Raw genomic sequence first — 12,180 nt, 5'->3', positions numbered from 1 at the left:
CCACTCCCCCCGGGCCCCGGCGCGCCGGCGGCGGGCTGGGGCGGGCGGCGCACCGGGGCGCCGGTGCTGCTCCGTTGGTAAGTGCCGAACTAACGGGTTCGGGTCCTTGACCTTGACGGATCAATTACTTAGGCTCTGCCGTTGCTTGTATCGATTTATTTTTTTGAGCTGATGGGACGGTTCGTATGGGGGGAAAGACACTTACGCGCGCCGACCTCGCCGAAGCCGTTTACCGCAAGGTTGGGCTGTCGCGTACTGAATCGGCCGAGCTTGTCGAGGCGGTGCTGAATGAGATCTGCGAGGCGATCGTTCGCGGCGAGACGGTGAAGCTGTCGTCCTTCGCGACCTTCCATGTCCGCTCCAAGAACGAGCGCATCGGGCGCAACCCCAAGACCGGTGAGGAAGTGCCGATCCTGCCGCGCCGGGTGATGACCTTCAAGTCGTCGAACGTGCTGAAGAACCGCATCCTGCGCTCCCATCAAACCAGCAAGGCCAAGGGCAGCAAGTAGACGCCCAATCTCCCTTGCCGAGAATCATGCTCCAGGCTTCGGTTGAAAAACGAACCCTGCTTTTACGCCGGGCTTGAATATTGTTTCATAAACCGCTGAAATAAGATGCGATTCGGCAGGCCGGATCGGTATTTGGGTGTGATCCGTTCCGGTGGGGCGGAAAGCTGATCTCTTTGTTTAAGCATGATGTTGCCCGAAAACCGGTTCCCGCCTTTCGCGATCATGCTCTAGCGTGAGGATTTGCCCATGGACAAGAGCCCCGATGCTTTCCGCACCATCAGCGAGGTCGCGGAGGATCTGGATTTGCCGCAGCACGTGCTGCGCTTCTGGGAGACGCGTTTCAACCAGATCAAGCCGATGAAGCGCGGCGGCGGCCGCCGCTACTACCGGCCGCAGGACGTCGAGCTGATCAAGGGCATTCGTCATATGCTCTACGATCAGGGCTATACGATCAAGGGCGTGCAGAAGCTATTGCGCGAGAACGGCAACCAGTTCCTGATCGCCGTCGGCAGTGGCGATATGGCGGCGGTCGAGGCGATCTCGCAGCGCCGACACGCTGACGCGGTGCCGCTGACGCAAGCGGCGCAGCCGCGCGGCCCGGACGACGAAATGCTGGTCGGTCAACCGAGGGTGAAACCCAGCCGTCGTTTTTTCGGCATCGGCAAGACCGACGAGGAAGGCCCGGTTCCGCCGGACGCGTCAAAACTTTCCCGTGACAATCGCGCATTGCTGCAGGAGGCGCTGTTCGACCTCTTGGAATGCAAGCGCCTGCTCGATCAGGTTCGCTAGAGCCCGCCGGGGCAAACCGGAACGGTCTTCGGGGTCATGCGTTAGGCTTCCTTCTGCAGATGAAGGAACCACGTCATGGCATCGCTTTCGAGCATCTCCGACACCGATCTGGACAAGCAGGTCGCGGCCCTGACCAGAGAACTGGCCACCTTGAAGAAAGCCGTGTTGAAGCGAGGCGGCGCCTATTACGAAGACGGGCGCGATACCGCGTCGGACTATTATTCGGACATCACCGAGCGCCTCGGCGACGCCTTGCCGGCGATCAGAAGGCAAGGCCGGGCGATCGAGAAGACCGCCCGTGATCACCCGGCGACGGCGGCCGCTGTTGGGCTGGTTCTGGTCGGGCTCGTCGCCAGTCTGTTCCTTGGCGGCGGGCAGCAAAAAACGCCGCGAGCGCGATCAAGGTCGGCACATTGAGACATGGGAAATTGCGGTCGTCAGCGGACGGCCGCATTTTTCGCTGACGCGGCAAACCCGGCAAGCTGGCCGCCCTTGATCAAAGACCAAGAATGCCTGCTTGCCGGCTGTCTGTCCTAAGGTGTTTTCAGTACTTCTTCGCCACAACCTTCTTGTGATGATGGCGGTAGTGGTGGACGCGGTGGTGGTAGTGATGGCGATGATGCTTCTTGACGGTGGTGTGCATCGTCGCCGCATTCGCGTTGCTCGCGCCGATGATCGGCATCGAGAAGGCAAGTGCGATTGCAAGTCCAAGGGCGGAGAGAAGAGACTTCTTTATGACGTCGTTTCCTTTTTTGCGCAGGCGGAATTTGAGCGTCACTGATTTAGGTCGGTGACTCGAGCGCTGCGGTTAGGACTATCGCCCTGGAATTTTTCGCCAGTGTCTCCGGACTGTAGAATTTTGTTTCTGAGCCGTGTCTGAAGACCTTTGCCCCACCGGGCTACCGGTCGATCACGCCTCGGCACGCCATTCACCTCACATCGGTGGCACCACGCCATTGTTTCCGACGACGACCCGGCCGGATGTCAGTGTGCCGCCCTTGCCGCGCTCGGCGTTGACGAAGACCGTCGCGCCGGGCTTGAGGTCGGCCGGTGTCGCGGCAGCGAAGGTCACGATCGGCGTGGCTTGCGGGATCGAGATATTCTTCTGCTGGCCATTGTCATAGATCAACGTCACGGTGCGGCCGTCGACATTCGTCACATCGGCGATGGTGCCGTTGGTCATCCGGCTGTTGGGCTGCAGGTCCCAGGGGCGGTCGCCTTCGCCGGTCCCCTTGAGGGCCGCAGGAAAGATCACCACTTCCAGCCCCCCGCTGCCGCCGTCCGCCTTGGCGACGGAGGCGATACCGACGAAGTCGCCCTGCTTGATATCGTCTGCCGACGCTTTGGCAACGCCGGAGATTTTCCAGCCGGGCGCAAGAGCTATCGTGTCGGCGTCGCCTTGGCGCGTCTTCACGGTCAGCGTCGACCCGGCGAGGCTGACGACCGTGCCGCGCACGCGCATGGTGTCCGCCGCCTGCGTCACGTCTAATGTGATCCCGATAAGGCCGGAAATCGTGCCAAGCACGATCGCGAAGGTCTTCAAATTCATGGGATTGATCCTTTTCAAAACGGCTGGCGCGCCAGCAACAGCCGCTTAACGAGTTGGCGGCTCGAAATCGTCGAACGATTCGGCGTCCGGCCATTCAAAAGAACTTGATAGGAAAGACGTGCGTATGACCATTCCTGCGTCGGTTCACGATGCCGTGACGCTATCTTTGATGCTTGGCAAATCACCAGCGAGCAGGCATTCTCCCGACCGTCTCAGGCAACAACATGATTTGATCTAACTCTTTCATCCCACGGAGTTGCCAATGCCCCAAATAGCAAAACGCGAACCTTACTCCGAACTGGCGGCGAGCGCGGTTACGCCTGAACGCAGTGCCGTCCGAACCGCCCGGGAAGCCCGTGGATACAGCATCGAAGAGCTGTCCCTGGCGTGCGGGCTGGCAGCCTATGAGATTGCCGACATCGAAAGCGGCAAGGATGCCGATCCTTCGAAACGTCGGCGTATAGCCTCCGCGCTTCAACTTCCGGAAAGCGCTCTGTTCGACGAAGCCGTCTTGCCTGCGGAAAGGCGATCGGTCTCGTAGCCTAGTGCCATGCGTTTATTCGACGAGCTCGCCATGGGTTGCCCTGGCGGGCTTCGTTTTGCCGGCCGCTTAGCGGACTTGCCGGCCGCCATGGCAACGCGAGACGGGAATTGTCGGAGATGAGCCTCGAATCCGTTCGCGCCTTCTTCGCTGCCCGTGCGCCCGACATCGATGTCATCGTCACGGAAGCCAGCTCGGCGACGGTGCCTCTGGCCGCCGAAGCGCATGGCGTAGCGCCGGCGCAGATTGCCAAGACGATCTGCTTGCGCGCCGGCGACCAGACGATGCTCATCGTCGCCAGCGGCATCTCCAGGCTGGACAATCGCAAATTCAAGGACCGGTTCGGCGGCAAGGCGCGAATGCTGGACGCCGAGCAGGTGTTCGCCGCGACCGGACATCCCGTCGGCGGGGTATGTCCGTTCGGCCTGCCCGCGCCGCTGCCGGTCTATTGCGACATGTCGCTGCGCGCTTTTGACGAAGTCGTGCCCGCGGCAGGCGCAGCGAATGCGGCGGTGCGTCTCAGCCCGCAACGCATGGCCGAACTCGTCGAAGCCGAGTGGGTGGATGTTTGCCAATAGTCAATCATCGAGGTCCCAACCCTGACGACTGCAGCTGGATGGAAACCGGGATTGAGAGGAAGGGACTTTGGGGGCAAGTCCTTGTTGAAATGGTCGGAGTGGCCGGATTCGAACCGACGACCCCTTGACCCCCAGTCAAGTGCGCTACCGGGCTGCGCTACACTCCGGACCGGTCGCGATGTATCGTGATAGACCGGGTCCGGTCAACCGAATTCGGCTGCTGTCCTGCCCGAAGCAACAGTAGTTGCAGCTGCCGGTCGCCGCGCCGCCCGCAACTGCCACTGATGGCGGTATTCGAGCGCGATGGCGCCCCAGATCAGCCCGAGCAGCAGGTAGACATGCCGCCAGTGATCGATGTCGATGAAGGTGCCGAGCCCGATATTGCCGATGAAGGCGACATAGGCGCATAGGAGATAAGGTTGCCAGGGCCGGTCGCGCAGCAGAATGCGGAAGCCGGCGGCGATCGTCCAGCACGTCAGCGTCAGGAACGACACGAAGCCGAGCCAGCCGTAATCCATCAGCATCTTCAGCCAGATGTCGTGCGTGTCCTCGCCGAAGATCTTGCCGAAGACGAGCGGGCCGATGCCGAACGGATGCTCCAGTGCCATCTGAAAGCCGATCGTGTAGCGGGCGAAGCGGCCGAGGCGGGCGGTGTCGTAGCTTTGTTCGAGTTGGGCGCGGTTCGAGAACATCTCCGCCACGCCCGGCAGCTGCAGGATGACGATCATTGCAACGACCAGCAGCGCGACGGCGGCGATGGTCATGACGACGACGCGCAGCCGGAACTTGCCGCTGGCGCTCTGCAGGAACAAGGCCCCGGTCAGCAGAATCGCCGAAACGGCGAACATGCCCCAGGCGCCGCGCGAAAAGGAAAAGAAAATGCCGGCGGTGATGATCAGCAGCGGCAACGCCAATAGCGGCATGCGCGCGATCGAACCCGTAAGTAGCAGATAGAGCAGGTAGATGCCCGGCAGCACCAGGAACGGCCCGAACACGTTCGGGTCCTGGAAGGCGCCGGCGGCACGGTCGTATTTGGTGAAGATCTCCGCTCCTGGAAAGGCATGGAAATAGCCGGCAATGCCGACCAGCGAAGTCAGCACTGCCGACACCACATAGGCGACGAAGATCACCCGGTAGAGACTGGGCTGGACGGCAGTGACCGAAGCGAAGAAAACCGCGGTGAGGGCCAGGAACAGCGAGACGGCGAGATAGAGCGGCGTGCCGGCGAGGTCCGACATCTGCGTCATCGAGATCATACCGCCGACGTTCATGATCACCAGCAGCACGAGCAGCGGCACCGCCGCGCGCTGGATGCGCAGGCCGAACAAGGGCCACACCACGATCAGCCCGATCATATAGAGGTCGTATGGCGCCGGCTCGGCAATGACGAAACCAGATAGGAAGACGCCGAGGAAAACCGCCCCCGACGCAATCAGGGCGATCAGCTTGGCGTTGACCGCTGCCGCCGGCAATTCGTAGGCCATCGCGCTCAATACGCGTTTTCCGTGTTGAGCAGGCGGATCGGCGTCAGGAACAGGATTCTCAGATCGAACAGCAGCGACCAGTTCTCGATATAATAGAGGTCGTATTCCGTGCGCATGCGGATCTTCTCGTTGGTGTCCATCTCGCCGCGCCAGCCATTGATCTGAGCCCAGCCGGTCACGCCGGGCTTGACCTTGTGGCGGGCGAAATAGCCGTCGACCACCTCATTGTAGAGAAGGTTGTGCGACTGCGCGGCAATGGCGTGCGGGCGCGGCCCGACCAGCGACAGAGAACCGAACAGCGAATTGAAGAACTGCGGCAATTCGTCGATAGAGGTCTTGCGGATGAAGCGGCCGACGCGGGTGACGCGCGGATCGTTCTTGGTCACGGTCTGCTTCGCCGTCGGGTCCGCCTTGTCGGTGTACATCGACCGGAACTTGTAGACCTCGATGATCTCGTTGTTGAAGCCGTGCCGCTTCTGGTGGAACAGCACCGGCCCCTTGCTGTCGAGTTTGATCGCGATCGCGGTCGCCAGCATCACCGGCGAGAACACGATGATGCCGATGATCGAAAAGACGATGTCGAAGGCGCGTTTCGCGACCGAATCCCAGTCGTTGATCGGCTTGTCGAAAATATCGAGCATCGGCACCGAGCCGATGTAGGAATAGGCGCGCGGCCTGAACTGCAGCGCATTCGAATGCGCCGACAGCCGGATGTCGACCGGCAGCACCCACAGCTTCTTCAATAATTGCAGCACGCGCGATTCGGCGGTCAGCGGCAGCGAAACGATCAGCATATCGATGCGCGCGATGCGGGCAAATTCGATGAGCTCGGAAATCGTGCCGAGTTTGGGATAGCCGGCGACAACCGGCGGCGAACGCTTGTCACCACGGTCGTCGAAGATGCCGCAGATGCGGATGTCGTTGTAGGGCTGCTTTTCGACTGAGCGGATCAGCACCTCCGCCGCCTTTCCGCCGCCGACGATGACGGCGCGGCGCTCCATGCGCCCGTCGCGCGCCCAGCGCCGGATCAGCTTCGACATCACCAGCCTGAGACCCAGGATCAGCACGAAGCCAATAACGAACCACGTGCCGAAGAGCAGGCGCGAATAGTCTTCCGACATTTTCATGGTGAAGGCGGTGAGCGCCATCAAGGCGAAGGTTCCGGCCCAAACCAGCAGAAGACGGCCGAAATTGGCGATCGGCCGCATCAGCGCGACGATCTGGTAGCAGTCGGTGACGTCGAGCAGAACGACCGCGAGGAACGAGGTGGCGGCGATCGTCAGCGAGTATTGCCAGGCAAGATAGTTGAAAAAGCCGACATAATAGAAATAGACGGCAAGACCTGACACCAACAGCAGCGCGAATTCCACCATGCGCAGGACGCCGCTCACCATGATCGGCGACATCGTATCGCGCCGGTATTGCGAGGCGACCTGACGGGCGACGTCGTTCATGCCGCCGGCCGTGTTGTTCTCGGCAGGGGCGTCGAATTTGCGCACCGCGTCTAGCGAAAAACGGCGCGCGGGGTCGATTTCGTTCATGGGGCGTCCGTAGGTTTCCCTCAGGTGAATAGCAAAAGAGAGCTAAGAAACCCTTGAAACAACAGATGGCTTTGGAGACGCTTTCACCGGGAGCATTTTGCGGCCGAGTGGAAATCAGTTGCTCTACTGTCTGAGCGCGGCGAAATAGGCCTTTTCGATTTCGGTGGCCATTACATTGGCGCCGAAGCGTGCCTTGAGGTCGGCGGCGCCGGGCATCAGGCCTTTGTAGGCGTCAAGATCGGCCAGCGCAGCGCTTATCTTGTTGCCAAGTTCGCGCGGGTCGGGCCGGATCAGGGCAGGGGAGCCGGTGCCGAAGATTTCCGGTATGCCGCCGACCGATGTCGCGATCAGCGGCTTGCCGGCGGCGAGCGTTTCCAGAACGATATAGGGCATGGCTTCCGCGCGCGAGGGAACGACGACCAGTTCGGCCAGCGCGAAGGCGAGCCTGGCTGGCATCGGCGGCAGGAAGCTGACGTCGAGGCCGAGCTGATTTACCTGGGCGCGATAGCGCGGCAGGTCGTCGCCGTCGCCGACCATCAGCGCTTTCAATGGGCGGCCGAGTCGTGTTGCGGCTAGCCCCAGCGCATCGATGAAGATGTCCGGGCCTTTGAGGTCGCGCATCATGCCGATATAGAGGAGGTCAACCGCATTGTGTTCGGTCCGCACCGGCTCGAACTCGGCGGCGCGCAGGCCGTTGTGGACGAGCGCGTTCGGAATGGGCGGCTCGCCGACCTTCCTGCGATAAGTTCGCCGCTCATAATCGGAAACAAACAGCAGGCAATCGGTGAAGCGAGCCATGAAGCGCTCGAGGGCGAAGAACAGCTTCCCCATGGCGGTGGTCTCGTCATAGTGGAGCGAACCGCCATGCGGCGAATAGAGGCGGGCTACGCGAGACCTGGATACCCGCAACAATGAGCCGAACAGACGGGCATAGGCGCCACCTTTGGCGCCATGCCCGTGCAGCACGTCCGGCCGCAATTCTTTTATGATCCTATAGGTGCGCCGGGCCGACGCGAGATCGCCTGGCCCGACATGCCGCTGCATCGGCGTGCGGTGAATGCCGAGTGCCAGGCTGCCTTTCATCTGTTCGAACAGCCGTTCCTCGAAATCACCGCCCGTCGTCGAATCGCAGACAATGCCGACGGCATGGCCGGCGGCGACCTGAGCCTCGGTCAGGTCGCGCACATGCCGGAAGATGCCTCCGACCGGTGAGCGAAAGCAGTGGACGATCCTGAGTGTGTCCGCCACTTGGTCAGCACATCAAAACAGGCGTTCGCGAACGTAGACTGTATCGCCGGGCAGTAGCGGGTCGGAGGTCACCACGCGTCCGGTTATCACCTTGCCGTTGATGTCGCGGGTAATGTCGACGCTTTCTTGGTTGGCGCGCGGCGTGAATCCGCCGGCGATGGCGATGGCTTTCTGCACGGTCAGGCCCGGAACATAGGAATACTGGCCCGCCGCACCCACTTCACCCATGACGAAGATCGGCCGGTAGCGATCGATTTCGACCGAAACGTCAGGATCGCGCAAATAGCCCTGGCGCAGTTTCTCGGCGATCTCGCCCTCGAGTTGCTGGGCGGTGTGGCCGCGCGCCGGCACGTTGCCTACGAGCGGCAGCGAGAGATAGCCGGACTGGTCGACGCTGTAGGTGTTGGTCAATCCGTCCTGCTCGAATACGGTGACGCGGACGCGGTCGCCGGCACCGAGGCGATAGGGCTGGTCGAGCACTTCATGGAAGGCAGCCGGCGTCGGCCGGTAGCTGGAGCAGCCCGAAAGCATCGATACGGCAAGCAGCGCGCGGAAAAGGGGAGCAGTGCTTTTCATGAGCGGACACGTACCTTTGAATAGCCGGCGACTCTGCGGCAAACCTTAACGATCGAGCTCGGTTATCATCCTGTTAGGGTTAATGGCCGGTAAAGGCGCAGGGCCGATGCGGGGCGGATCGATAAATGCAGATGGTTTTCAGCCTCTTGTTTGCGGCTTGTCAGTAAAACCTAACAGGTGCTTACCGCCATATTAACAACTGAGTTACCATAGTTGTTTACGCTGCACCCTGACTCAGTACCGGAGCAGGGATGCATGTCCGTTCAATCCGCGGCCGCAGATGTCGACGTCGATCTCAGGCAGCTTTTCGCCAGCCTGGCGCGAAACTGGCTGCGCATCCTTGTCGTCGCGCTGGTTGTTACCGGCCTGGCCTTTGCGCTCGCCTGGCTTGCAACGCCCGAATACAAGGCGGCAGCCAAGCTGGAGATCGGACCTCGCGAATCGGAGTTCACGCGGCCAGCCGGTGCCAACGACAACGAGAGGTCGATTCCCGACGAAGAGGCTGTGGCCACCGAGGTCCAGATCATTTCGTCCCCTGACATCCTCAAACAGGTGGCGGCGAAGCTCAACCTCGCGAAATTGCCCGAATTCGACGAGACGCTGAAGATGTCGGCCCTGAGCCGCGCCCTTGTCCTCGTTGGTTTGAAAAGCGATCCCTTCGAGATTCCGCTGGAAGAGCGCGTGCTGGACGCAATGCATGAGAAGCTCAACGTCTATGGCGTTGAAAAAACCCGCGCGATCGCAATCGAGTTCTCGTCAGAGGATCCAAAGCTTGCCGCCGCGATCCCGAACGCCATTGCAAACGCCTATATCGCCTCCAAGGGCAATGCCAAGCTCGAATCGAATTCCGCCGCCACCGACTTTCTGGCGCCGGAAATCGCCGACTTGCAGAATCGGGTGAAGGAGGCGGAAGCCAAGGTTGCCGCATTCCGTGGGCAGTCCGATCTTTTGATGGGCGGCAACAATTCGGTGCTTGCCACTCAGCAGCTGTCTGAATTGTCGAGCGAACTGTCACGGGTGCGCGCCAACCGCGCTTCGGCGGAAGCGACCGCTGACAGCGTGCGCAGGGCGCTGCGCAATGGCGGCTCGCTGGACGCCGTGCCGGAGGTATTGTCTTCCGACCTGATCCAGCGCCTGCGCGAGCGGCAAGTCGAACTCAAGAACAACATCGCCGACCTCTCCACCACCTTGCTCGACAATCATCCGCGCATCCGCGCGCTGAAGTCGCAGCTCGCCGATCTCGACCGCCAGATTCGCAACGAAGCGGAAAAGATCATGAAGGGTCTGATGGCGCAGGCCGATACGGCGAAGGCGCGAGAGGCTCAACTTGTGGCCGACGTCAACACGCTGAAGGCGGAGTCCGCCCGCGCCGGCGAAGAGCAGGTGGAACTCGATGCGCTGCAGCGTGACGCCGCGACCAAGCGCCAGCAGCTCGATCTCTATTCGTCCAGCTATCTCCAGGCCGCCGCACGCAAGGATCGCAACTACCTGCCTGTCGACGCTCGCGTATTTTCGAAGGCCCAGGTGCCGACCGAACCCTATTTCCCCAAGATTGGTCCGATTGTCGGTGCGGCCTTTGTCGGTTCGTTGCTGCTCATGGCGATTGTCACGCTGCTGCAGGAACTGTTTTCCGGCCGCGCCATGCGTCCGGCCGCCGGCGCCCATTTCGAGCACATCGAGCAGGTTGCGATGCCGGCTGCCCAGGCCGAACGCGTAATTGCCCAGCCCGACCCGCCGGTTGCCCGGCCCGAACCGGCAGTCGCCGAGATCGATGAGACCGACGACGACGGTATCATTGAAACCAAAGTGGAGCCGGAACCCGTCGCGGTGGCGGAAGCGGCTGCCGAGAAAATCGAACCGGAGTACTCTGAAATGGCTGCTGGAGACGTTGAAGCGGAACGTTCTACCCTCGGCGAGGTCGACGTCGACAAGGCCACGGAAAAACTGATCGCCACTGGTGCCGCACGCGCCATATTCGTGTCGCCGGAAGGTGACGAGGCGGCCGCCTCGGCGGTGCTGGTGGCGCGCGCAGTCTCCGACGCTGGGTTGCGCGTGCTGCTGCTTGATCTCACCGCTTCGGGTGCTGCCTCGCGGCCGATGCTGGACAGCGGGCTGTTTCCGGGCATCACCGATCTGCTAGCCTCGCAAGCGCAGTTCAGCGATGTGATCCACCCCGATCTCTATTCGGACTGCCACGTTATTCCCGTCGGCACAGCCGATCCGGTCCGTGCCATGCGCGCCGCCGACCGGCTGCCGATCATCATGCAGTCGCTGACCACCGCCTATGATCTGGTCGTGGTCGAATGCGGACCGGCCGACGCGCAAGGCATCAGCCGCCTGGTGGGCGAGGGCGCCGAGGTCTTGCTCTCCATGCTGGAGCCGGACGACGAGGTGGCGCAGGCTGCGGTCGCGCTCATCGAGAGCGGCTATCCCGACCTGACGCTGGTGACGCCGATCGGCCATGTGGCGCCGGGACCGATGCCGGGACGGCGCTCGGCGGCCTGAGACGGTTTTCTCAATCGAAATCAGCTGTCGTTTTCGCCTGCGACCGGCGCTGTCTGCCCAACTGCCTTGCGGCGCAGCAGCTTGGTCAGCTTCCAGACTGTCGGGCTGTGCTTGATGAACGCCTTCAGGCGCGCGCCGTGCCTGAGCGCAAGCGCCAGCGCGCGACCTTTCAGCGTCAGCGGAACCAGGACCTCGAAATGCTGCGTTTCGACATCGCACCACAATCGCTTGTAGGGTTCGTCACCGACCGAGAAATCATAGATTTCGAAACCCGCCTCGCAGGCTTCCTGGATGTTGTCGAAGAACAGGAAGTCGCCCGGGCTGGTGTGGGCGAGGTCGTCCTCGGCGATCGCCCCGAATTCGCAGATCAGCCGCTTGCCCGAACGGCTCGAGCCGGTGACCGCACGAAGCTTGCCGGCGACTTCCAGTCCATGCAGCACGAAGGACGGGTTTTCCTCTTGAAGCGCCTCGGTAAACAGGGAGCGGAAAAAAGCGCGCACCTCCGCTTCACCGAAAACATTGGCGATGCCCATCTTGCGGAAGCGGAATTCCTTCATCTCGAAAAAGGCGTCGAGCAGCCTGTTCACCTCGTCCGCAGTCCTCGCCTCGATGCGGCGATGGCTGCCGACGGCCTCGAACTTGCGCGCCTGCGAGCGATGCTTCTTGCGCCTGCGCTTGCCGCTCACGCGGGTGAGCAGTGCATCAAACCCTCCAACAAGACCGGCAGCCAGCGACAGATTGGGGCTCGAAAAATGCGGCAAAGCGGAGAGCGGGTTGGCAACGCCGTCGAGATCGGGCAGCAGCCGCTCCAGCGCGACAAGATCGATGTCGCGCCGCGCCTTGGCAATCGCAGCCAGCAT

General features: G+C 61.8%; 13 protein-coding genes and 1 tRNA gene. 6 read left to right on the top strand and 8 right to left on the bottom strand.

Features of this window, described 5'->3' with window-relative positions; translation table 11 throughout:
- Positions 1–185 precede the first annotated feature (185 nt).
- From NKJ08_RS36440 to NKJ08_RS36430, 3 genes are all read left to right on the top strand, one after another.
- On the top strand, positions 186–509 hold the full coding sequence (locus NKJ08_RS36440; RefSeq protein WP_352525270.1) for an integration host factor subunit alpha: 324 nt from the start codon (positions 186–188) through the stop codon (positions 507–509).
- Positions 510–755: 246 nt separating this feature from the next.
- Complete coding sequence (locus NKJ08_RS36435; protein ID WP_352786084.1) at positions 756–1,298, top strand: MerR family transcriptional regulator; 543 nt, start codon at positions 756–758, stop codon at positions 1,296–1,298.
- A 75-nt stretch (positions 1,299–1,373) separates the two neighbouring features.
- Positions 1,374–1,715, top strand: a complete 342-nt coding sequence (locus tag NKJ08_RS36430; RefSeq protein WP_352525266.1) for a hypothetical protein — start codon at positions 1,374–1,376, stop codon at positions 1,713–1,715.
- Positions 1,716–1,842: 127 nt separating this feature from the next.
- Here the strand turns inward: NKJ08_RS36430 and NKJ08_RS36425 are convergent, their stop codons facing one another.
- Both NKJ08_RS36425 and NKJ08_RS36420 read right to left on the bottom strand, forming a co-directional pair.
- On the bottom strand, positions 1,843–2,076 hold the full coding sequence (locus NKJ08_RS36425) for a hypothetical protein (RefSeq protein WP_352525265.1): 234 nt from the start codon (positions 2,074–2,076) through the stop codon (positions 1,843–1,845).
- 156 nt (positions 2,077–2,232) lie between these two features.
- Positions 2,233–2,847 (bottom strand): hypothetical protein, encoded by a 615-nt coding sequence (locus tag NKJ08_RS36420; protein WP_352525263.1) that lies wholly within the window; start codon positions 2,845–2,847, stop codon positions 2,233–2,235.
- 262 nt (positions 2,848–3,109) lie between these two features.
- On the opposite strand from NKJ08_RS36420, the gene NKJ08_RS36415 reads away from it, so the two are divergent.
- Positions 3,110–3,388: a helix-turn-helix domain-containing protein gene (locus NKJ08_RS36415; RefSeq protein ID WP_352525262.1), complete on the top strand. Its 279-nt coding sequence runs from the start codon at positions 3,110–3,112 to the stop codon at positions 3,386–3,388.
- 119 nt (positions 3,389–3,507) lie between these two features.
- Positions 3,508–3,966, top strand: coding sequence for a YbaK/EbsC family protein (locus NKJ08_RS36410; RefSeq protein ID WP_352525261.1), 459 nt, complete (start codon positions 3,508–3,510; stop codon positions 3,964–3,966).
- A 90-nt stretch (positions 3,967–4,056) separates the two neighbouring features.
- Here the strand turns inward: NKJ08_RS36410 and NKJ08_RS36405 are convergent.
- The 5 genes from NKJ08_RS36405 to NKJ08_RS36385 all read right to left on the bottom strand — a co-directional run bounded on the left by NKJ08_RS36405 (position 4,057) and on the right by NKJ08_RS36385 (position 8,815).
- Positions 4,057–4,133 (bottom strand) — tRNA-Pro (locus tag NKJ08_RS36405).
- Positions 4,134–4,169: 36 nt separating this feature from the next.
- On the bottom strand, positions 4,170–5,459 hold the full coding sequence (locus NKJ08_RS36400) for an O-antigen ligase family protein (RefSeq protein WP_352525242.1): 1,290 nt from the start codon (positions 5,457–5,459) through the stop codon (positions 4,170–4,172).
- Positions 5,456–6,991, bottom strand: coding sequence for an undecaprenyl-phosphate glucose phosphotransferase (locus NKJ08_RS36395; RefSeq protein WP_352525240.1), 1,536 nt, complete (start codon positions 6,989–6,991; stop codon positions 5,456–5,458). The genes NKJ08_RS36400 and NKJ08_RS36395 overlap by 4 nt, the downstream gene beginning before the upstream one ends.
- 123 nt (positions 6,992–7,114) lie before the next feature.
- Entirely contained in the window at positions 7,115–8,239 is a 1,125-nt protein-coding gene (locus NKJ08_RS36390) for a glycosyltransferase family 4 protein (RefSeq protein WP_352525239.1), read from the bottom strand.
- Positions 8,240–8,251: 12 nt separating this feature from the next.
- On the bottom strand, positions 8,252–8,815 hold the full coding sequence (locus NKJ08_RS36385; protein ID WP_352525237.1) for a polysaccharide biosynthesis/export family protein: 564 nt from the start codon (positions 8,813–8,815) through the stop codon (positions 8,252–8,254).
- Between the two features lie 255 nt (positions 8,816–9,070).
- Here NKJ08_RS36385 and NKJ08_RS36380 point away from each other — a divergent pair, with 255 nt between their 5' ends.
- Entirely contained in the window at positions 9,071–11,320 is a 2,250-nt protein-coding gene (locus NKJ08_RS36380) for a GumC family protein (protein ID WP_352786078.1), read from the top strand.
- A gap of 20 nt (positions 11,321–11,340) precedes the next feature.
- Here NKJ08_RS36380 and NKJ08_RS36375 read toward each other — a convergent pair.
- On the bottom strand, positions 11,341–12,180 hold an 840-nt coding region (locus NKJ08_RS36375; protein WP_352786075.1), incomplete at its 5' end, for a GNAT family N-acetyltransferase.

The sequence above is a fragment of the Mesorhizobium sp. M0244 genome, assembly GCF_040321795.1.
Taxonomy (GTDB): domain Bacteria; phylum Pseudomonadota; class Alphaproteobacteria; order Rhizobiales; family Rhizobiaceae; genus Mesorhizobium.
Note: the sequence above shows the minus strand (reverse complement) of the source record. Positions and strands in the feature narration are given on the sequence as shown.

Coding starts and splice junctions, on each gene's coding strand:
- NKJ08_RS36410 (WP_352525261.1), top strand. CDS start 3,508: ATGAGCCTCGAATCCGTTCGCGCCTTCTTCGCTGCCCGTGCGCCCGAC.
- NKJ08_RS36420 (WP_352525263.1), bottom strand. CDS start 2,847: ATGAATTTGAAGACCTTCGCGATCGTGCTTGGCACGATTTCCGGCCTT.
- NKJ08_RS36395 (WP_352525240.1), bottom strand. CDS start 6,991: ATGAACGAAATCGACCCCGCGCGCCGTTTTTCGCTAGACGCGGTGCGC.
- NKJ08_RS36440 (WP_352525270.1), top strand. CDS start 186: ATGGGGGGAAAGACACTTACGCGCGCCGACCTCGCCGAAGCCGTTTAC.
- NKJ08_RS36380 (WP_352786078.1), top strand. CDS start 9,071: ATGTCCGTTCAATCCGCGGCCGCAGATGTCGACGTCGATCTCAGGCAG.
- NKJ08_RS36435 (WP_352786084.1), top strand. CDS start 756: ATGGACAAGAGCCCCGATGCTTTCCGCACCATCAGCGAGGTCGCGGAG.
- NKJ08_RS36430 (WP_352525266.1), top strand. CDS start 1,374: ATGGCATCGCTTTCGAGCATCTCCGACACCGATCTGGACAAGCAGGTC.
- NKJ08_RS36415 (WP_352525262.1), top strand. CDS start 3,110: ATGCCCCAAATAGCAAAACGCGAACCTTACTCCGAACTGGCGGCGAGC.
- NKJ08_RS36385 (WP_352525237.1), bottom strand. CDS start 8,815: ATGAAAAGCACTGCTCCCCTTTTCCGCGCGCTGCTTGCCGTATCGATG.